The following is a 20,413-nucleotide window of genomic DNA, read 5'->3' on the forward strand; positions in this document are numbered from 1 at the left end:
CGAACGGGGCGCGATGCCCGATGGGCACCACACAATGAAAAACCCCGCCAGATCGCTCTGGCGGGGCTTCTCATTTCAGCCTGGGGAGACTCAGACCTTGGCGCGTTCGAAGCGCTTGCGGTCGTTCTCGTTCAGGTACTTCTTGCGCAGACGGATCGACTTCGGCGTCACTTCCACCAGCTCGTCGTCGGCGATGAATTCCAGCGCCTGCTCGAGGGTGAACTTGATCGGCGGCACCAGGGCGATGACTTCGTCCTTGCCGGAAGCACGCATGTTGTCGAGCTTCTTGCCCTTGGTGGGGTTGATCACCAGGTCGTTGTCACGGCTGTTGATACCGGCCAGCTGGCCTTCGTAGATTTCCTGGCCCGGCTCGAGGAACAGCTTGCCGCGCGCCTGCAGGGTTTCCAGCGAGTAGGTCAGCGCGGTGCCGGTGGCCATGGAGACCAGTACACCGTTCTGACGGTTGGACACTTCACCGGCCTTGATCGCGCCATAGTGGCTGAAGGTCGAGGTCAGGATGCCGCTGCCCGAGGTCAGGGTCAGGAAGTTGTTACGGAAGCCGATCAGGCCACGTGCCGGGATGGTGTACTCCAGGCGGATACGACCCTTGCCGTCGGGGATCATGTTGGTCAGATCGCCCTTGCGCAGGCCCATCTGCTCCATCACCGAACCCTGATGCTGCTCTTCGATGTCGATGGTGACGTTCTCGTACGGCTCCTGCTTGTCGCCGGCCTCGTTCTCGATGATCACCACTTCCGGACGGCCAACGGCCAGTTCGAAGCCTTCACGGCGCATGGTTTCGATCAGTACCGACAGGTGCAGCTCGCCACGGCCGGAGACCTTGAACTTCTCAGGAGTCTCGCCCGGCTCGACACGCAGCGCCACGTTGTGCAGCAGCTCCTTGTCCAGACGGTCCTTGATGTTGCGGCTGGTGACGAACTTGCCTTCCTTGCCGGCGAACGGCGAGTCGTTGACCTGGAAGGTCATGCTCACGGTCGGCTGGTCGACGGTCAGCGGCGGCAGGGCCTCGACGTTGTTCTGGTCGCACAGGGTGTCGGAGATGAACAGCTCGTCCATGCCCGATACGCAGACGATGTCGCCCGCAGTAGCTTCCTGCACTTCGACGCGCTGCAGACCGGAGTGACCCATGATCTTCAGGATGCGGCCGTTGCGCTTCTTGCCGTCGGCGCCGATGGCGGTCACCGGGCTGTTGGCCTTGATGGTGCCGCGGGCGATGCGGCCGATACCGATCACGCCGAGGAAGCTGTTGTAGTCCAGCTGGGAGATCTGCATCTGGAACGGGCCGGTGGCATCGACGACCGGTGCCGGCACGTGGTCGACGATGGCCTGGAACAGGGCGTCCATGTTGTCGTCCATGTTCTCGTGATCCATACCAGCGATGCCGTTCAGGGCCGAGGCGTAGACGATGGGGAAGTCCAGCTGCTCGTCGGTGGCGCCGAGGTTGTCGAACAGGTCGAAGATCTGGTCGATGACCCAGTCAGGACGCGCGCCCGGACGGTCGATCTTGTTGACCACGACGATCGGACGCAGACCGGCCTTGAACGCCTTCTGGGTCACGAAGCGGGTCTGCGGCATCGGGCCGTCCTGAGCGTCGACCACCAGCAGCACGGAGTCGACCATGCTCATCACACGCTCCACTTCACCGCCGAAGTCGGCGTGTCCGGGGGTGTCGACGATGTTGATGTTGTAGTCGCCCCACTTCAGTGCGGTGTTCTTCGCCAGAATGGTGATGCCGCGCTCTTTCTCCTGGTCGTTGGAGTCCATCACGCGCTCGTTTTCCGCTTCTTTGCGGTCGAGGGTGCCGGACAGACGCAGCAGTTTGTCGACGAGGGTGGTTTTGCCATGGTCAACGTGGGCGATGATGGCGATGTTGCGCAGATTTTCGATCACTGTGTGTATCTCGATCAGAGGATTCGGTGTGTCGCCCAGCCTGGACGACGAATATGAAGAAAAGGGGATCAGCGCCCGAGGTCGGGAGGGCGATGGCGGATACTCCCGCCATTGAGCCCCGGCGTTCTATGCCGGACGATAAACGCGCACATTGGCATGCCCCTCGCTCAGCAGGTGGTGGGCATGCAGGCGACTCATCACGCCCTTATCGCAATACAGCAGGTACTGGCGATTCTCATCCAGTTCCTTGAATTTGTTGTTCAGCGCATAGAAGGGCAGCGCCTGCACTTCGACGCCGGGCACCTCGAGCGGCTCGTCTTCGGCGGCATCGGGATGGCGGATGTCGATGACGATCTGTCCGGCCAGCGCCTCGGAAACGGTCTCGACCTGCACATCCTTGCCCAGCTCGTCGATCACCCGATCGATCGGCAGCTGGGTCGCGCGCTCCAGGGCACGCTCGAGAATGGCCATGTCGAACTGCGCTTCTTCCTTCTCCACGCGGTAACCACGCGCCTTGGTGGTCGGGTTGACCGAGATCACCCCGCAGTACTCGGGCATGTTCTTGGCGAACTCGGCGGTGCCGATCTGCGTGGCGGTATCGATGATGTCCTGCTTGTGGCTGGCGATCAGCGGGCGCATCACCAGCATGTCGGTGGCCGAGTCGATCACCGCCAGGTTGGTCAGCGTCTGGCTGGACACCTGGCTGATCGCCTCGCCGGTCACCAGCGCCTCGATATCCAGGCGCTCGGCCACGCGGGTCGCGGCACGCAGCATCATGCGCTTGAGGATCACGCCCATCTGGCTGTTGTCGACCTTGGAGAGAATCTCGCCGACCACCTCTTCGAACGGCACGCTGATGAACAGCACGCGCTGCGAGCGGCCGAACTTCTGCCAGATATAGTGCGCAACCTCCATCACGCCCAGCTCATGGGCACGACCGCCGAGGTTGAAGAAGCAGAAGTGGCTGACTAGGCCGCGGCGCATCATCTGATAAGCCGCCACGGTGGAATCGAAGCCGCCACTCATCAGCACCAGGGTCTGCTCCAGCGAGCCCAGCGGATAGCCGCCCAGGCCTTCGTGGCGATGGTGCACCACGAACAGGCGCTGGTCGCGGATCTCCATGCGCACTTCGACTTCCGGCTTCTTCAGGTCGATACCGGCGGCAGCGCACTCCTGACGCAGTCGGCTGCCGACATGGCGCTCGACATCGATGGAGCTGAACGCATGCTTGCCGCCGCGCTTGCAACGCACGGCGAAGATCTTGCCCGGCAACTGGTCGGCGTAATGGCGCTTGCAGTGCTCGGTGATCTCGTCGAGGTCACCCAGCGGGTACTCGTTGACTTCGAGGAACAGACCGATGCCCGGCGTGTTGCGCAGGCGTTCGGTCATCTCGGCGAGCAGGCGCGGATCGTCCAGGTCGGTCTCGACCTCCAGGTTGTCCCACACACCGGTCACCCGCAGTGCGGGGTCGAGGTCGCGCAGCACGGCACGGATGTTCTTCCCCAACTGGCGGATGAACTGCTTGCGCACCGGGCGACTCTTGATGGTGATTTCAGGGAAAACTTTGACGATCAGTTTCATGGATAAGGCGCCCGCTCGAGGCGACGAAAAAACAGGGGCGCGGATTATAGCGGAAATTGCTCAAGCTTTGACCAAAAATACTGCAACGAACACTACGCGCACCAAAATCGGGCATTGCCATAATTTACAGCCCCATATCAGTGCAAATATCTCCAGGGAAATTCCGCGCAGCCGGCGCCATGCCTGAGTTTCCAGGCTTCTGCCCAATACAGGGCACTGGCATGCAATTTGCTCCCTTGTGAGGCAGGTCGCCCTGACGGACTATCCCGCCGGGCTTCACCGTACATTCGAGGCTCATAGATAGGAGCCTTTTCCACCTGGAGGACAACATGTCTAAGGCTGTTCAACTGATCAAAGAACACGACGTGAAGTGGGTAGACCTGCGCTTCACCGACACCAAGGGCAAGCAGCACCACGTGACCATGCCGGCCCGTGACGCCCTGGACGAAGATTTCTTCGAGCACGGCAAGATGTTCGACGGCTCGTCCATCCATGGCTGGAAAGGCATCGAAGCCTCCGACATGATCCTGATGCCGGTCGACGAGACCGCCGTACTGGATCCGTTCACCGAAGAACCGACCCTGATCCTGGTCTGCGACATCATCGAGCCGAGCACCATGCAGGGCTATGACCGCGACCCGCGTTCCATCGCCAAGCGCGCCGAAGAGTTCCTGAAGTCCACCGGCATCGGCGACACCGTATTCGTCGGCCCGGAGCCCGAGTTCTTCATCTTCGACGAAGTCAAGTTCAAGTCCGACATCTCCGGCTCGATGTTCAAGATCTACTCCGAGCAAGGTTCCTGGATGACCGACGGCGACGTCGAAGGCGGCAACAAGGGTCACCGCCCGGCCGTCAAGGGCGGTTACTTCCCGGTTCCGCCGTGCGACCACGACCACGAAATCCGTACCGCCATGTGCAACGCCATGGAAGAGATGGGCCTGGTCGTCGAAGTGCACCACCACGAAGTGGCCACTGCCGGTCAGAACGAAATCGGCGTGAAGTTCAACACCCTGGTCAACAAGGCTGACGAAGTTCAGACCCTGAAGTACTGCGTGCACAACGTGGCCGACGCCTACGGCAAGACCGCCACCTTCATGCCGAAGCCGCTGTACGGCGACAACGGCTCGGGCATGCACGTGCACATGTCGATCTCCAAGGACGGCAAGAACACCTTCTCCGGTGAAGGCTATGCCGGTCTGTCCGAGACCGCCCTGTACTTCATCGGCGGCATCATCAAGCACGGTAAGGCCCTGAACGGCTTCACCAACCCGTCGACCAACTCCTACAAGCGCCTGGTTCCGGGCTTCGAAGCACCGGTCATGCTGGCCTACTCGGCTCGCAACCGCTCCGCCTCGATCCGTATCCCGTACGTCGCCAGCCCGAAAGCCCGCCGCATCGAAGCGCGCTTCCCGGACCCGGCTGCCAACCCGTACCTGGCCTTCGCCGCTCTGCTGATGGCCGGTCTGGACGGCATCCAGAACAAGATCCACCCGGGCGATGCCGCTGACAAGAACCTCTACGATCTGCCGCCGGAAGAAGGCAAGCTGATCCCGCAGGTTTGCGGCAGCCTGAAAGAAGCCCTGGAAGAGCTGGACAAGGGCCGCGCGTTCCTGACCAAGGGCGGCGTGTTCTCCGACGACTTCATCGATGCCTACATCGAGCTGAAGAGCGAAGAAGAAATCAAGGTACGTACCTTCGTACACCCGCTGGAATACGACCTGTACTACAGCGTCTAAGCCAGTGCCGCGCCGCCTTCGGGTGGCGCGTTCGAAAGCCCCGCCCGGCCCTGCCAGGCGGGGCTTTTTTCATTTCAGAGGCAGACGCGGCGCAGCTGATTTAGGGCCGGGCATCACAGCCACGACGCCCTGCGCTTGCCAGGAATCCTCAGCAGTGCAAGGCTTAGCGCATCATCCGCGGAAGGATCGGCCCATGCGCCCGTTACTCGCCTGCCTGTTGCTCGCCCTGGCCCTGCCGGCCAGCGCGCAGATCTACAAATACACCGACGCCAACGGCAACACGGTGTTCACCAATCAGCCACCGGAAGGCACGCCCAGCGAGAGCGTCACCCTGCCGCGCACCAACACGGTCGACATGAAGACGCCGAACGTCCCGGCCGACCAGAAGCACGACAGCGACACCAGCCAGAGCGCAGCGCCCTACTCCGCGCTGAGCCTGCAGGGCATTCCTGACGAAGAGGCAATGCGCGCCAACAACGGCACCTTCATCGTCAGCGTGAACATCCAGCCACGCCTGCAAGCCGGCCACCGCCTGCGCCTGATCCTCGACGGCGAGCCCTACGGCCAGGCGAGCAATGTCCCGAGCCTGCAACTGACCAACCTCGACCGTGGCGAGCACAGCCTGGCCGTCGCGGTGATGGCCGGTGATCGCATCGTCCAGCAGAGCGCGACGGAGACCTTCACCGTGCAGCGCATCAGCGTCAACAGCCCGGCTCGTGGCGCGCCGTGAAGCACCCCATCACCATGCGTACGCTGTTGCTCGGCCTGCTGCTCATGACCCAGACCGCCCTGGCCCAGGTGTACACCTACATCGACGCCGAGGGTAACCGCGTGTTCACGGACAAGCCGCGCAGCAGCAGCGCCGAACGGGTGATCCTCGCCCCGTCCAACAGCGCGCAGCTCAACGCGCCGGCACCGACCGTGCGCGTGGCCCCGGCGCCCGCCGTGACTAAACCGGTCATGCACTATCAGGTCCTGCGCATCCTCGTCCCCGAGCCCGACGCCTCGATTCACAACGGCTCCGGCGACATGATCGTCACCCTCACCAGCGAACCCGGCCTGCTGCCAGGGCACAGCTATCGCCTGCTGCTCGATGGCGAGCTGCAGGGCGAGGCGAGCCGCAGCCCGGTGTTCTCGCTGCAGCACGTCGACCGTGGCACCCATCAGCTGGCCGCGGAAATCATCGACGCCGCCGGGCTCATCGTCGAGCGCACACCGCCACAACCGTTCCACATGCACCGGATGAGCCTGGCGCAGAAGCGCAAGGTCAACCCCTGCAAGAAGAACGACTACGGCGTACGTCCCGAGTGCCCGCTCAAGGACAAACCCAAGGAAGACGTGAGCATCCTGCCCTTCTTCTGACAGAGCGCACCTTTATGGTGCGCACTGACGCACCACCTCCTAAACTCTCCCTGTTTTGGGTCGTTTTTCCCCGCCCAGCCGCGCCGCCACACAACCAAAACCTGGCAGACCGCACAAAAAATGCGTCTTTTCGGGGCCTTGGTTTGCTTCTTGCATTTTCCTGCCCATTGCCGGAACGCGCTGCCTATGACCATCAACGACGCACTGCACCGCCTGCTACTCGACAACCTGACCACCGCCACCCTGTTGCTCAACAGCCAGCTGTGCCTTGAGTACATGAACCCGGCGGCGGAAATGCTCCTGGCCGTCAGCGGCCAGCGCAGCCATGGTCAGTTCATCAGCGACCTGTTCACTGAATCGCCTGAAGCGCTGACTTCGCTGCGCCAGGCGGTGGAACAGGCGCATCCGTTCAACAAGCGCGAAGCCGTGCTGACCTCGGTCACCGGCCAGACGCTGACCGTGGACTACGCGGTGACCCCGCTGTTCAGCAAGGGCGAGACCCTGCTGCTGCTGGAGGTGCACCCACGCGACCGCCTGCTGCGCATCACCAAGGAAGAGGCGCAGCTGTCCAAGCAGGAGACCACCAAGCTGCTGGTACGCGGCCTGGCTCACGAGATCAAGAACCCGCTCGGCGGCATTCGCGGCGCGGCTCAGTTGCTCTCGCGCGAACTGCCCAACGAAGACCTCAAGGACTACACCAACGTCATCATCGAGGAGGCCGACCGCCTGCGTAACCTGGTCGACCGCATGCTCGGCTCGAACAAGCTGCCGTCGCTGGCGATGACCAACGTGCATGAGGTGCTGGAGCGCGTCGCCAACCTGATCGAGGCGGAAAGCCAGGGCGGCATCACCCTGGTGCGCGACTACGACCCGAGCATTCCCGACCTGCTCATCGATCGTGAGCAGATGATCCAGGCCGTGCTCAACATCGTGCGCAACGCCATGCAGGCGATCGCCGGGCAGAAGCACGACATGGGCCTTGGGCGCATCAGCCTGCGCACCCGCACCCTGCGCCAGTTCACCATCGGCCACACCCGCCACCGCCTGGTGGTCAAGGTGGAGATCATCGACAACGGCCCCGGCATTCCGCCGGAGCTGCAGGAAACCATCTTCTATCCCATGGTCAGTGGCCGCGCCGACGGCACCGGCCTGGGCCTGGCCATCACCCAGAACATCATCAGCCAGCATCAAGGCCTGATCGAATGCGAGAGCTATCCCGGCCACACCGTATTCTCGATCTTCCTGCCGCTGGAACAAGGAGCGCCCACGCCATGAGCCGCAGTGAAACCGTCTGGATTGTCGACGACGATCGTTCCATCCGCTGGGTACTGGAAAAGGCCCTGCAACAGGAAGGCATGACCACCCAGAGTTTCGACAGTGCCGACGGTGTCCTCGCCCGCCTGACCCGCCAGCAGCCGGACGTGATCATCTCCGACATCCGCATGCCCGGCGCCAGTGGCCTCGACCTGCTGGCGCGCATTCGCGAGCTGTATCCACGCCTGCCGGTGATCATCATGACCGCGCACTCCGACCTGGACAGCGCGGTGGCCAGCTACCAGGGCGGCGCCTTCGAGTACCTGCCCAAGCCGTTCGACGTCGACGAGGCCGTGTCGCTGGTCAAGCGCGCCTTCCAGCATGCCCAGGAACAGCAGAGCCTGGCCGCCCCCGCCGCCCAGGCGCGCACACCCGAGATCATCGGCGAGGCGCCGGCGATGCAGGAGGTGTTCCGTGCGATTGGCCGGCTGTCCCACTCCAACATCACCGTGCTGATCAACGGCGAGTCCGGGACCGGCAAGGAGCTGGTCGCACATGCCCTGCACCGCCACAGCCCGCGCGCCGCAGCGCCCTTCATCGCCCTGAACATGGCGGCGATCCCCAAGGACCTGATGGAGTCCGAGCTGTTCGGCCACGAGAAAGGCGCCTTCACCGGTGCGGCCAACCAGCGCCGTGGACGCTTCGAGCAGGCCGACGGCGGCACCCTGTTCCTCGACGAGATCGGCGACATGCCGGCCGACACCCAGACGCGCCTGTTGCGCGTACTGGCCGATGGCGAGTTCTACCGCGTCGGCGGCCACACCCCGGTGAAGGTGGACGTGCGCATCATCGCCGCGACCCACCAGAACCTGGAAACCCTGGTGCAGGCCGGCAAGTTCCGTGAAGACCTGTTCCACCGCCTCAACGTCATTCGCATCCACATCCCGCGCCTGGCCGACCGCCGCGAGGACATCCCGACCCTGGCCAACCACTTCCTCGCCCGCGCCGCGCAGGAACTGGCAGTGGAGCCCAAGCTGCTCAAGAGCGAAACCGAGGACTACCTCAAGCACCTGCCCTGGCCGGGCAACGTGCGCCAGCTGGAGAACACCTGCCGCTGGATCACGGTGATGGCCTCGGGCCGCGAGGTGCATGTCGACGACCTGCCGCCGGAGCTGCTGACCCAACCGCAGGATGCCGCGCCCGTCACCAACTGGGAGCAGGCGCTGCGCCTGTGGGCCGACCAGGCCCTGGCCCGTGGCCAGTCCAACCTGCTCGACACCGCGGTACCGGCCTTCGAGCGCATCATGATCGAGACAGCCCTCAAGCACACCGCCGGCCGCCGTCGGGATGCCGCACTGCTGCTGGGCTGGGGTCGCAACACCCTAACCCGCAAGATCAAGGAGCTGGGCATGAAGGTCGACGGCGGGGACGACGACGACAGCGACGACTGATCCCGCCGAGTCACGAAAAAAGGGCATCCCACAGGATGCCCTTTTCATTTCCCCGGATTGCATCCGGGCTACGGAACCGTCTCCCCTCTGACGTTTGCTTGAGAGGGAGCAGACCGTGCATAGCGCCGGCCTCTGCCGCTCAAGCGCGCTGCGCGTTCTTCAGCGAGACCTGCGTGTTCAGCGTCCAGAAATCGTAGAGCACGCCGATCAGGAACAGACCGCCGGTGAACAGGTAGATGATCCCGGTGATCCACTTGCCCTGGTACATGCGATGCACGCCGAACACACCAAGGAAGGTCAGCAGGATCCAGGCCACGTTGTAGTCGGTGTCGCCGGCGGTGAAGCGCAGGTCGGCCTCGCGGTCCATCGAGGGGATCAGGAACAGGTCGATGATCCAGCCGATGAAGAACAGGCCGAGGGTGAAGAACCAGATGGTGCCGGTGACCGGCTTGCCGTAGTAGAAACGGTGCGAACCGAGGAAACCGAAGATCCACAGCAGGTAGCCGATCAGCTTGCTGTGCGTGTCCTGTCGTTGCATGAGGAACTCCTTGTGCGAGATACGATTCAGACGCTGCGCGCCAGGCGAAGGTTGCATGCCTGCCACGACAAGGCAACAGGACGAACTGCTTGATAGCTGTACGGCGCCCATATACTGTATAAAAAAACAGTATCGATATCGCCCGCCATGCAACTGATCGAAAAACTCACCATCCTCGCCGACGCCGCCAAGTACGACGCCTCCTGCGCCAGCAGCGGCGCACCCAAGCGCAGTTCCAGGGGCAAGGACGGCATCGGCTCGACCAACGGCATGGGCATCTGCCACAGCTACACGCCGGATGGCCGCTGCGTGGCGCTGCTCAAGGTCCTGCTGACCAATTTCTGCCTGTACGACTGCCAGTACTGCATCAATCGCCGCTCCAGCGACGTGCCACGTGCGCGCTTCACCCCCGAGGAAGTGGTCACCCTGACCCTCGACTTCTACAAGCGCAACTGCATCAGCGGCCTGTTCCTCAGCTCCGGCATCATCCGCTCGGCCGACTACACCATGGAGCAGCTGATCCGCGTCGCCAGGCTGCTGCGCGAACAGCACCAGTTCCGTGGCTACATCCACCTCAAGACCATTCCCGACGCTGCGCCGGAGCTGATCGCCGAGGCCGGCCTGTATGCCGACCGCCTCAGCGTCAACATCGAGCTGCCCACCGAAACCAGCCTGGTCCGCCTGGCCCCGGAGAAGAACGTCGGCAGCATTCACCAGGCCATGCACAACATCCACCAGGGCGAACGCGAAGCACGGGAAGAACGGCGGGCACCGCGCTTCGCCCCGGCCGGGCAGAGCACGCAGATGATCGTCGGCGCCGACGCCACCGATGACAGCACCATCCTGCACAACGCCCAGAGCCTGTACCACGACTACCGCCTGCGCCGCGTCTACTACTCGGCCTTCAGCCCGATTCCGCAGAGCCCCGGGAGCGTGCCGTTCGAAGCCCCGCCACTGCTGCGCGAACACCGCCTGTACCAGGCCGACTTCCTCATGCGCGGCTACGGCTTCAGCGCCACCGAGCTGCTCGACGGCCCCGGCAACCTGGCGCTGGACATCGACCCCAAGCTGGCCTGGGCACTGGCCAACCGCGAGCAGTTTCCCGTCGACCTCAACCGCGCCGACGAAACCCTGATCGCCCGCGTCCCGGGCATCGGCGTGCTGAGCGCGCGCCGCCTGGGGGCGCTGAGGCGGGAACGACGCATCCGCTTCGAAGACCTGACCCGCCTGCGCTGCGTGCTGGAGAAGGCCAAGCCGTTCATCGTCACCCAGGATTACCGGCCGCCGCGTGGCGAGCACGAGTCCGTGGTGCTGCGCCAGCAGCTGCGCGATACCCCGGCGCAGATGGCGCTGTGGTGATGCACTGCCTGCGCTTCGACGGCACCTTCGCCACCTGGCGCCAGGTGGCGCGCCGTGCCCTGCTGCAAGGCCTGGCGCCGCATCAGCTGCAATGGCAGGACGACGAGGCGGCCCCCGGCCTGTTCGACCAGCCTGCCGAGCGGACGCAGGAACCCAGCGGACGCCTGCGCGTATCGCCCGAGCTGCTGGAACTGCTGGAGACCGCCGCGCAGTATCGCGGCGATGAGCGCTGGAGCCTGCTCTACCGCGTACTCTGGCGCTTCGTCCAGGGTGAGCGCAGCGCCGTGCTGGCCGGCGACCCCGACGGCAGCGAGCTGCACCGTCGCCTCAAGGCCGTGCGCCGCGAAGCCCATCACCTGCATGCCTTCGTGCGCTTCCAGCCATGCGTGGCCCCCGCTGCGCCGGACTTCGTCGCCTGGTTCGAGCCCGCTCACGACATCCTCGCCGCGGCCAGCGGCCATTTCGCCGAACGCCTGGGCAAGCACAGCTGGCTGATCGCGACGCCACGTGACGGCGTGTACTGGGATGGCCAGCGCCTGCAGCACGAGCGGCACTGTCCGGCCCAATGGCAGGATTGGGCGCAGCAACCCGATGACAGTGGTCAGGCGCTGTGGCGCGCCTATTACGGCAGCACCTTCAACCCGGCGCGGCTCAATCGCACGGCCATGCAGCAGCACTTGCCGCTGAGGTTCTGGAAGAACCTGCCCGAAGGCCCGCTGATCCCGCAGTTGATGAGCGAGGCGCGCGCCGGTGCCCAGCGCGATGGCCAGGCACGGGTGCTGGCCGGCAGGAAGGGCAAACGCATTGCCCGGATGAACGAAGGGGACGCCTTGCGTCCCCTCTCAGGCATCAGCGGAAGCGACGCCCCGGATCTTCCTCGCTGACCTCCAGCTCCAGGCCCTTGGCCATGCTGGTGAGGTGGTCGCCATCGGTCTCCGAACCGAGCTTGATCATCAGGCGCAGGTCGTTCGCCGAGTCGGCGTAGAGCAAGGCATCCTCGTAGGTGATCTCGCCCTGGGTGTAGAGGTTGTACAGCGCCTGGTCGAAGGTCTGCATGCCCTGCTCGGTGGAGCGTTTCATCAGGCCCTTGAGCTCGTGCACCTCACCCTTGCGGATCAGGTCGGCAGCCAGCGGGGTGTTGATCAGCACCTCGATCACCGCGCGGCGGCCCTTGCCATCCGGAGTCGGCACCAGCTGCTGGGCGACGATGGCCTTGAGGTTGAGCGACAGGTCCATCCACACCTGGTTCTGCCGGTCCGCCGGGAAGAAGTTGATGATGCGGTCCAGCGCCTGGTTGGCGTTGTTGGCGTGCAGGGTCGCCAGGCACAGGTGGCCGGTCTCGGCGAATGCCACGGCGTGGTCCATGGTCTCGCGGGTACGCACCTCACCGATGAGGATCACGTCCGGCGCCTGACGCAGGGTGTTCTTCAGCGCCACCTCGAAGGACTCGGTGTCGATGCCGACCTCGCGCTGGGTGACGATGCAGTTCTGGTGCTGGTGGATGTACTCGATCGGGTCTTCGATGGAGATGATGTGGCCGCTGCTGTTCTTGTTGCGGTAGCCGATCATCGCCGCCAGCGAGGTGGACTTACCGGTACCGGTCGCACCGACGAACAGCACCAGGCCGCGCTTGGTCAGCGCCAGCTTCTTGAGGATTTCCGGCAGCTTGAGGTCATCGATGGTGGGGATGTTGGTCTCGATGCGACGCAGCACCATGCCCACCAGGTTGCGCTGGTAGAAGGCACTGACGCGGAAACGACCGATGCCGCGCGCGCTGATGGCGAAGTTGCACTCGTGGTTCTCGGCGAAATCGCGGCGTTGCGCCTCGTTCATCACGCCGAGCACGGTTTCGCGAGTCTGCTCCGGCGACATGGGGTTCTTGGTCACGGGCATGATCTTGCCGTTGACCTTCATCGACGGCGGCACGCCGGCAGTGATGAACAGGTCGGAACCACCTTTTTCGACCATCAGGCGCAGCAGTTTTTCGAATTCCATCGTCGCTCTCGCAAATCCACACGCACTGTTCGGCACTCAGCGGCGCATGCGGGCGTGCTCCACACGCGCCGGCCGAACGGTTTAGAAGTTTTCCGGGGTCTTGGCCTTTTCCCGCGCACTGTCGCGGCTGACCAAGCCCTTGCTGACCAGGGTCTTGAGGCAGGCATCGAGGGTCTGCATGCCCAACGCACCACCGGTCTGGATCGCCGAGTACATCTGCGCGACCTTGTCCTCACGGATCAGGTTACGGATGGCCGGCGTACCGATCATGATTTCGTGAGCGGCCACACGACCACCGCCGATCTTCTTCAGCAGGGTCTGCGAGATCACCGCCTGCAGCGATTCGGAGAGCATCGAGCGAACCATCGACTTCTCCTCGGCCGGGAACACGTCGACCACCCGGTCGATGGTCTTGGCGGCGGAGGTGGTGTGCAGGGTGCCGAAGACCAGGTGACCGGTTTCCGCGGCGGTCAGCGCCAGGCGGATGGTCTCCAGGTCACGCATCTCACCGACCAGGATGATGTCCGGGTCTTCCCGCAGTGCCGAGCGCAGGGCTTCGGAGAAGCCGTGGGTATCGCGGTGCACCTCGCGCTGGTTGACCAGGCACTTCTTCGACTCGTGAACGAATTCGATCGGGTCTTCGATGGTGAGGATGTGGTGATACTTGTTGCTGTTGAGGTAGTCGAGCATCGCCGCCAGGGTGGTCGACTTGCCCGAACCGGTCGGGCCGGTGACCAGCACCAGGCCGCGCGGCACGTCGGTGATCTTGCGGAACACGTCGCCCATGCCGAGGTCTTCCATGGTCAAGACCTTGGACGGAATGGTACGGAACACCGCGCCGGCGCCACGGTTCTGGTTGAAGGCGTTGACCCGGAAACGCGCGACGCCAGGCACTTCGAAGGAGAAGTCGGTCTCGAGGAACTCTTCGAAATCCTTGCGCTGCTTGTCATTCATGATGTCGTAGATCAGCGCATGCACCTGCTTGTGATCCAGCGGCGGCAGGTTGATGCGGCGAACATCGCCGTCTACGCGGATCATCGGCGGCAGACCGGCCGAGAGGTGCAAATCCGACGCGCCTTGCTTGGCGCTGAAGGCAAGCAGCTCAGTGATATCCATGGGACTCCCCAATTACAAGCAAGCAGGTAGAATGCCGCGACCCATTGGACGGTGTTCACACGGCAGCACGCAGCGGTCAGGCGGGGTGCAATCAGGCGAAAAGTGGCACGTACGAGCCGTACATGAGCATTTTTCGGCTGATTCCAGCGCGGCATGGCCGGGCACAGCGACGTGTAGACACCCTCTCGAACGGCAGGGCTGATAGAGCGCAAGTAATGTCCACGATAGCAGAGAATATTGCAAAGGTCGGTGCGCGCATCCGTGAGGCGGCGCAAGCCTCGCAGCGCAATTTGCAGGATATCGGCCTGCTGGCGGTGAGCAAGACCAAGCCCGCGGACGCCGTTCGCGAGGCCCATGCCGCCGGCCTGCACGATTTTGGCGAGAACTACCTGCAGGAAGCCCTGGAAAAACAGGCCGCATTGAGCGACCTGCCCTTGATCTGGCACTTCATCGGCCCCATTCAGTCGAACAAGACCCGGCCCATCGCCGAGCATTTCGACTGGGTACATTCGGTGGATCGCCTGAAAATCGCCCAACGCCTGTCCGACCAGCGCCCGGCGCACCTGCCCGCGCTGAACATCTGCCTGCAGGTCAACGTCAGCCTCGAGGCCAGCAAATCCGGCTGCAGCCCCGAGGAACTGCCGGAGCTGGCCAGGGCCATCAGCGCCCTGCCCAACCTCAGGTTGCGCGGGCTGATGGCGATTCCCGAAGCCACCGACGATATCGCCGCGCAACACACCGCCTTCGCTCGCCTGCGCCAGTTGCGCGACGACCTGGCGCTGAACCTCGACACCCTGTCCATGGGCATGAGCCATGACCTGGAGGCCGCCATCGCCGAAGGCGCCACCTGGGTACGCATCGGCACCGCCCTGTTCGGCGCCCGCGACTACGGCCAGCCCACTCACTGAATGAAGGAATTCCTGCAATGAGCAACCCGATCATCACCTTCGTCGGCGCCGGCAACATGGCCGCCAGCCTGATTGGCGGCCTGCGCGCCCAGGGAGTGGAGGCCAGCGCCATCCGTGCCAGCGAACCGGGCACCGAGCAGCGTGAGCGCCTGCAACAGGCACACGGCATCGCCACTTTCGGCAACAACGCCGAGGCCATCGCCGGCGCCGACCTGATCGTGCTGGCGGTCAAGCCGCAGGTCATGAAAGCGGTCTGCCTGGACCTGGCGCCACACCTCGCGCCCAACCAGGTGATCATCTCCATCGCCGCCGGCATCAGTTGCGCCAGCCTGGAAGGCTGGCTGGGCGAACGCCCGCTGGTGCGCTGCATGCCCAATACGCCGGCCCTGCTGCGCCAGGGCGTTTCCGGCCTGTTCGCCAACCCCCGAGTGAGCAGCGCGCAGAAGGCGCAGGCGGAGCAGGTCCTGAGCGCCGTGGGCCTGGCCCTGTGGCTGGACGAGGAAGGCCAGCTCGACGCCGTGACTGCCGTCTCCGGCAGCGGCCCGGCCTATTTCTTCCTGCTGATCGAGGCGATGACCGCTGCCGGCGAGCAGCTCGGCCTGCCGCGCGAGACCGCCGCGCAGCTGAGCATCCAGACCGCACTGGGCGCCGCGCGCATGGCCAGCGAGAGCGATGTCGACGCAGCCGAGCTGCGCCGCCGCGTCACCTCGCCGAACGGCACCACCGAAGCGGCGATCAAAACCTTCCAGGCCGGCGGCTTCGAAGCGCTGGTGCAACAGGCACTCAATGCCGCCGCCCACCGTTCCGCCGAACTGGCCGAACAGCTCGGTCAATAAGGAGACAGCATGTCCGGACTCATCGAAGCGCTGATCTACATCATCCAGACCCTCGGCAGCCTGTACCTGCTGATCGTGCTGCTGCGTTTCATCCTGCAGCTGGTCAGGGCCGACTTCTACAACCCGCTGAGCCAGTTCGTGGTCAAGGCCACCCAGCCGCTGCTGACGCCACTGCGCCGGATCATCCCCGGCTTCTCCGGGCTGGACCTGGCCTCGCTGGTCCTGGCCATCCTGGTCCAGCTGGTCCTGATGGTGGTCACCCTGACCCTGATGGGCTACAACGTCGGCGGCTTCATCCTGCAGCTGCTGGTGTGGTCGGTGATCGGCGTGACCTCGCTGTTCCTCAAGGTGTTCTTCTTCGCCCTGATCGTCAGCGTGATCCTCTCCTGGGTCGCACCGGGCAGCTACAACCCCGGCGCCCAGCTGGTGAACCAGATCTGCGAGCCGCTGCTGGCGCCCTTCCGCCGCCTGCTGCCGAACCTCGGCGGCCTGGACATCTCGCCGATCTTCGCGTTCATCGCGATCAACCTCGCGGACCGCTTCATCATCGGCAGCCTGGCAGCCTACACCGGCCTGCCGCCGATGCTCAGCCCGTTCCTCTGAGGCGGTGAGCTATTTCCGCTGGGACGGCGAGGACCTGATCCTCGACTGTCACCTGCAGCCCAAGGCGAGCAAGGACGAGTTCGCCGGGCTGCATGGTGAGCGGCTGAAGATCCGCCTGACCGCGCCGCCGGTGGAGGGCAAGGCCAACGCGCAGCTGCAGGCGTTCCTGGCCAAGGCCTTCGGTGTTGCCAAGAACCAGGTGAGCCTGGAAAGCGGCGAGCTCAACCGTCAGAAGCGCCTGCGTATCCATGCCCCGAAAAGCCTGCCGCCCCTGCCGGGACTGCAGCGCGCCTGAAAATGACCGCTCAGCCCCCATACCCGACCATAAGGCGGGACTGACAGGCAGGCAATTGACGCCAGCTTCGCGTCTCGCATAATGCAGAATATTCTTGCGAATGCCGTGCGTCCTGGCGGCCAACCCGCGCCCCGTCACGACGACGGTGAGCGCGTAGCCACTCAACCCCTTAACCGGCAAGCCGCTGCCCTTGCGACAGGAGAGCCAGGATGAGCATGGAACGTCTCAGCCAACAGGTCGACGCCTACGTTGCCTGGAAGCGCGAGCTGATGCGCGAGATCACACGCTATCGCAGCTGGCTGGAACAGAACCGCCTCAACTCCGACGCCGTTCAGGCCAAGCTCGAGCGCGCGCTGAAGATCCTGCGCACCGATCACATCACCCTGGCCTTCGTCGGTGAGTTCTCCCGCGGCAAGACCGAGCTGATCAACAGCCTGTTCTTCTCCGAGTACGGCCAGCGCATGCTGCCCTCGCACGCCGGGCGCACCACCATGTGCCCCACCGAGCTGTTCTTCGACCCCCGTTCGGAACGCCCCTACATCCGCCTGCTGCCGATCGAAACACGCACGGCCTCCGCCAGCGTCGCGCAGTTCAAGCGCATTCCCCGGCACTGGGTGAACATCCCGCTGGACACCAGCGACCCAGCCAACATGGCCCTGGCCTTCAGCCAGGTGGCCAAGACCAAGCCCATGCCGGTGGAACAGGCGATCCAGCTCGGCTTCCACCCGGACATGCTCGAAGGCACCGGCAAGCGCGGCCAGGTGCTGGTGCCGGCCTGGCGTCACGCCATGGTCAACTTCGACCACCCGCTGCTGCGCCAGGGCCTGCGCATTCTCGACACCCCCGGCCTGAACGCCCTGGGCAGCGAGCCGGAACTGACCCTGTCGATGCTGCCCAACGCCCAGGCGATCATCTTCCTGCTGGCCGCCGACAGCGGCGTCACGGCCAGCGACATGAGCATCTGGCAGCAGCATATCCGCCAGCTCGATGAAGACACCCAGACCTGCCTGTTCGCCGTCCTGAACAAGATCGACGTGCTGTGGGACGACCTGGCCGGCGAGGCCTTCGTGCAGAACGCCATCAGCCAGATCCAGAGCGCAACCGCCAAGCAACTGGGCATCGCCCAGCAGGACGTGCTGCCACTCTCGGCCAAGCAGGCGCTGCTGGCCAAGGTGCGCAAGGACGAGGAGCTGCTGGCCCGCAGCCAGATGACGCAGCTGGAGACCCTGCTCTGCGAGCGCATCGTGGCGCAGAAGGAGCGCCTGATCGAGGACCATGTGGTACGCCAGGTCCTGGCCCTGCTGAACAACAGCCAGCACGTGCTCAACCTGCGCCTGGAGAAGGTCAGCGAACAGCTCGCCCTGCTCGGCAACCACCAGCAGGACAATGGCCAGCTGCTGTTCGAGCTGACCGCCAAGACCAAGGAAGACCACACCCTGCATCACAAGCGCCTGCTCGGTCTGAAGACCAACCAGCGCCTGCTCAACCGCCAGGGCCAGCTGCTGCGCCACGCCGCGCGCAGCGAACGCCTGGACGAGCACCTCGGCGCGGTGCGCCGCAACCTCACCGGCAGCTGGACCACCCTGGGCATCAACCAGGCCATCCTGCACTTCTTCCGCAGCGTGGAGCACGACCTGCACAACCTGCAGCACGAGGCCGAGATGGCCAACAAGATGGTCGCCGCCATCTACCGCCGGCACAACGAAGACAACCCGCTGAACGGTGTCGATGCGCCGCAGTTCAAGATCCAGCGCTACCTGCGCGAGCTGAACAAGCTGCAGGCCAAGGGCGACCAGTTCCGCCTGCACGTCAAGACGCTGCTGACCGAGCAGCGCAGCCTCACCCGCCGCTTCTTCGCCACCCTGGCGCAGGAAGTGATCGGCCTGCACCAGCGCCTGCGCCGGGATGCCGAACATTGGGCGGCCGACGCCCTGATGCCGCTGATGCAGCACACGCTGGAACACAAGCAGATGCTGGAAAGCCACATGCTGCGGCTCAAGGCACTGGCCCAGGAAACCCAGCAGACGCGCAAGCGCAGCCAGCAACTGGCGCGCTACAAGGACGAGCTGGAGCAGCAACTGGCCCAGGCTGCCGACATGCTGCGCATCCTGCGGCGTCCGGCGCCCGTGCAGCGCCAGGGCAAGGTGGTGAACCTGCCAACCGCGGTACGCCGCTGACCCGGCAAGCCACGACGACACGCGCTGGCCGTTCACTCCGCGCCGCACCCCTGGGCGTGGCGTGGCGCGCAGCTGGAGTGCCCGCTCGCTTGCCGCTGTCAGCCTCGCTCTTTAGACTGGCGCCCTCCTCCGATTCCTTAGCAGCGACTCCATGCCCACTGCCTTTCCCGAAGATTCCGTCGGCCTGGTCAGTCCCCAGGTGTTCAAGTTCAGCGAACCATTGGCCCTGGCCTGCGGCCGCAGCCTGACCGAGTACGAACTGGTCGTCGAAACCTATGGCGAACTCAACGCCGCACGCAGCAATGCCGTGCTGATCTGCCATGCCCTGTCCGGCCACCATCACGCCGCCGGCTACCACAGCCCGGACGACCGCAAACCCGGCTGGTGGGACAGCTGCATCGGCCCCGGCAAGCCCATCGACACCCGCAAGTTCTTCGTCGTCAGCCTCAACAACCTCGGCGGCTGCAACGGTTCCACCGGCCCCGGCAGCGCCAACCCGGCCACCGGCAAACCCTACGGCGCCGACTTCCCGGTGATGACCGTGGAAGACTGGGTGCACAGCCAGGCACGCCTGGCCGACCAGCTCGGCATCGAGCGCTGGGCCGCCGTGATCGGTGGCAGCCTCGGTGGCATGCAGGCCATGCAGTGGACCATCAGCTACCCGGAGCGCGTGCGTCACTGCCTGGCCATCGCCTCGGCACCCAAGCTGTCGGCGCAGAACATCGCCTTCAACGAAGTAGCGCGCCAGGCCATCCTCACCGACCCGGAGTTCCATGGCGGCCATTTCCAGGAGCAGGGCGTGATTCCCAAGCGCGGCCTGATGCTGGCACGGATGGTCGGCCACATCACCTACCTGTCCGATGACGCCATGGGCGAGAAATTCGGCCGTGGCCTGAAGAGCGAGAAGCTCAACTACGACTTCCACAGCGTCGAGTTCCAGGTCGAGAGCTACCTGCGCTACCAGGGCGAGGAGTTCTCCGGCCGCTTCGACGCCAACACCTACCTACTGATGACCAAGGCGCTGGACTACTTCGACCCGGCCGCCGCCCAGGATGGCGACCTGGCGCAGACCCTGGCCGTGGCCAAGGCGGATTTCTGCCTGATGTCCTTCACCACCGACTGGCGCTTCTCCCCCGCCCGCTCGCGGGAAATCGTCGACGCCCTGACGGCGGCGAAGAAGAACGTCTGCTACCTGGAGATCGACGCCCCGCAAGGCCATGACGCCTTCCTCATGCCGATCCCGCGCTACCTGCAGGCGTTCGGCAGTTACATGAAGCGAATCGAGGTATGA

General features: G+C 64.5%; 18 protein-coding genes. 13 read left to right on the top strand and 5 right to left on the bottom strand.

The genetic code is table 11. The annotated features are described in order from the left end of the window. Nucleotides 1–90: 90 nt before the first annotated feature. Nucleotides 91–1,911 (bottom strand): translational GTPase TypA, encoded by a 1,821-nt coding sequence (gene typA, locus JLK41_RS22600; RefSeq protein ID WP_037056512.1) that lies wholly within the window; start codon nt 1,909–1,911, stop codon nt 91–93. A gap of 126 nt (nt 1,912–2,037) precedes the next feature. Continuing rightward, nucleotides 2,038–3,492 (bottom strand): tRNA uracil 4-sulfurtransferase ThiI, encoded by a 1,455-nt coding sequence (thiI, locus tag JLK41_RS22605; RefSeq protein WP_175252706.1) that lies wholly within the window; start codon nt 3,490–3,492, stop codon nt 2,038–2,040. 329 nt (nt 3,493–3,821) lie between these two features. On the opposite strand from thiI, the gene glnA reads away from it, so the two are divergent. The 5 genes from glnA (at nt 3,822) to ntrC (ending at nt 9,295) form a co-directional block, all read left to right on the top strand. Beyond that, nucleotides 3,822–5,228 carry a glutamate--ammonia ligase gene (gene glnA / locus JLK41_RS22610; protein WP_037056518.1) on the top strand — a complete coding sequence of 469 codons (1,407 nt, stop codon included), beginning with the start codon at nt 3,822–3,824 and terminating at the stop codon, nt 5,226–5,228. A 193-nt stretch (nt 5,229–5,421) separates the two neighbouring features. After that, entirely contained in the window at nt 5,422–5,958 is a 537-nt protein-coding gene (locus JLK41_RS22615) for a DUF4124 domain-containing protein (RefSeq protein ID WP_134676429.1), read from the top strand. Between the two features lie 14 nt (nt 5,959–5,972). Continuing rightward, nucleotides 5,973–6,590, top strand: coding sequence for a DUF4124 domain-containing protein (locus JLK41_RS22620; protein WP_134676521.1), 618 nt, complete (start codon nt 5,973–5,975; stop codon nt 6,588–6,590). Between the two features lie 186 nt (nt 6,591–6,776). Continuing rightward, complete coding sequence (gene glnL / locus JLK41_RS22625) at nt 6,777–7,865, top strand: nitrogen regulation protein NR(II) (RefSeq protein WP_037056523.1); 1,089 nt, start codon at nt 6,777–6,779, stop codon at nt 7,863–7,865. Next, a complete protein-coding gene (gene ntrC / locus JLK41_RS22630) occupies nt 7,862–9,295 on the top strand; it encodes a nitrogen regulation protein NR(I) (RefSeq protein ID WP_037056525.1) in 1,434 nt (477 codons plus the stop codon). Before glnL ends, ntrC begins: the two co-directional genes overlap by 4 nt. Nucleotides 9,296–9,434: 139 nt before the next feature. Here ntrC and JLK41_RS22635 read toward each other — a convergent pair whose 3' ends face one another. Next, nucleotides 9,435–9,833 carry an NINE protein gene (locus tag JLK41_RS22635; RefSeq protein WP_037056528.1) on the bottom strand — a complete coding sequence of 133 codons (399 nt, stop codon included), beginning with the start codon at nt 9,831–9,833 and terminating at the stop codon, nt 9,435–9,437. 147 nt (nt 9,834–9,980) lie between these two features. Here JLK41_RS22635 and JLK41_RS22640 point away from each other — a divergent pair, with 147 nt between their 5' ends. Then, nucleotides 9,981–11,192 carry a putative DNA modification/repair radical SAM protein gene (locus JLK41_RS22640; protein WP_134676428.1) on the top strand — a complete coding sequence of 404 codons (1,212 nt, stop codon included), beginning with the start codon at nt 9,981–9,983 and terminating at the stop codon, nt 11,190–11,192. After that, nucleotides 11,192–12,076, top strand: coding sequence for a TIGR03915 family putative DNA repair protein (locus JLK41_RS22645; protein ID WP_210389880.1), 885 nt, complete (start codon nt 11,192–11,194; stop codon nt 12,074–12,076). The genes JLK41_RS22640 and JLK41_RS22645 overlap by 1 nt, the downstream gene beginning before the upstream one ends. Here the strand turns inward: JLK41_RS22645 and JLK41_RS22650 are convergent. Both JLK41_RS22650 and JLK41_RS22655 read right to left on the bottom strand, forming a co-directional pair. Then, nucleotides 12,042–13,187 (bottom strand): PilT/PilU family type 4a pilus ATPase, encoded by a 1,146-nt coding sequence (locus tag JLK41_RS22650; RefSeq protein ID WP_037056536.1) that lies wholly within the window; start codon nt 13,185–13,187, stop codon nt 12,042–12,044. The genes JLK41_RS22645 and JLK41_RS22650 overlap by 35 nt on opposite strands. An 81-nt stretch (nt 13,188–13,268) precedes the next feature. Then, the gene (locus JLK41_RS22655) at nt 13,269–14,303 is read right to left on the bottom strand and encodes a type IV pilus twitching motility protein PilT (RefSeq protein ID WP_037056538.1); all 1,035 of its coding nucleotides are present in this window, start codon (nt 14,301–14,303) and stop codon (nt 13,269–13,271) included. 215 nt (nt 14,304–14,518) lie between these two features. Between JLK41_RS22655 and JLK41_RS22660 the strand changes: the two genes are divergently transcribed. The 6 genes from JLK41_RS22660 to metX all read left to right on the top strand — a co-directional run bounded on the left by JLK41_RS22660 (nt 14,519) and on the right by metX (nt 20,413). Beyond that, nucleotides 14,519–15,211, top strand: a complete 693-nt coding sequence (locus JLK41_RS22660; RefSeq protein ID WP_210389882.1) for a YggS family pyridoxal phosphate-dependent enzyme — start codon at nt 14,519–14,521, stop codon at nt 15,209–15,211. 17 nt (nt 15,212–15,228) lie between these two features. After that, nucleotides 15,229–16,047 (top strand): pyrroline-5-carboxylate reductase, encoded by an 819-nt coding sequence (proC, locus tag JLK41_RS22665; RefSeq protein ID WP_210389884.1) that lies wholly within the window; start codon nt 15,229–15,231, stop codon nt 16,045–16,047. 9 nt (nt 16,048–16,056) lie between these two features. Further along, nucleotides 16,057–16,650, top strand: a complete 594-nt coding sequence (locus JLK41_RS22670; protein ID WP_037056544.1) for a YggT family protein — start codon at nt 16,057–16,059, stop codon at nt 16,648–16,650. 4 nt (nt 16,651–16,654) lie between these two features. Further along, a complete protein-coding gene (locus JLK41_RS22675; protein WP_047585828.1) occupies nt 16,655–16,945 on the top strand; it encodes a DUF167 domain-containing protein in 291 nt (96 codons plus the stop codon). 209 nt (nt 16,946–17,154) lie between these two features. Further along, nucleotides 17,155–19,122, top strand: a complete 1,968-nt coding sequence (locus tag JLK41_RS22680) for a dynamin-like GTPase family protein (protein WP_037056548.1) — start codon at nt 17,155–17,157, stop codon at nt 19,120–19,122. A 151-nt stretch (nt 19,123–19,273) separates the two neighbouring features. Further along, a complete protein-coding gene (gene metX, locus JLK41_RS22685) occupies nt 19,274–20,413 on the top strand; it encodes a homoserine O-succinyltransferase MetX (protein WP_037056551.1) in 1,140 nt (379 codons plus the stop codon).

Origin of the sequence: Ectopseudomonas khazarica, assembly GCF_017915135.1 — a bacterium.
In the GTDB taxonomy this organism is placed as follows: domain Bacteria; phylum Pseudomonadota; class Gammaproteobacteria; order Pseudomonadales; family Pseudomonadaceae; genus Aquipseudomonas; species Aquipseudomonas khazarica.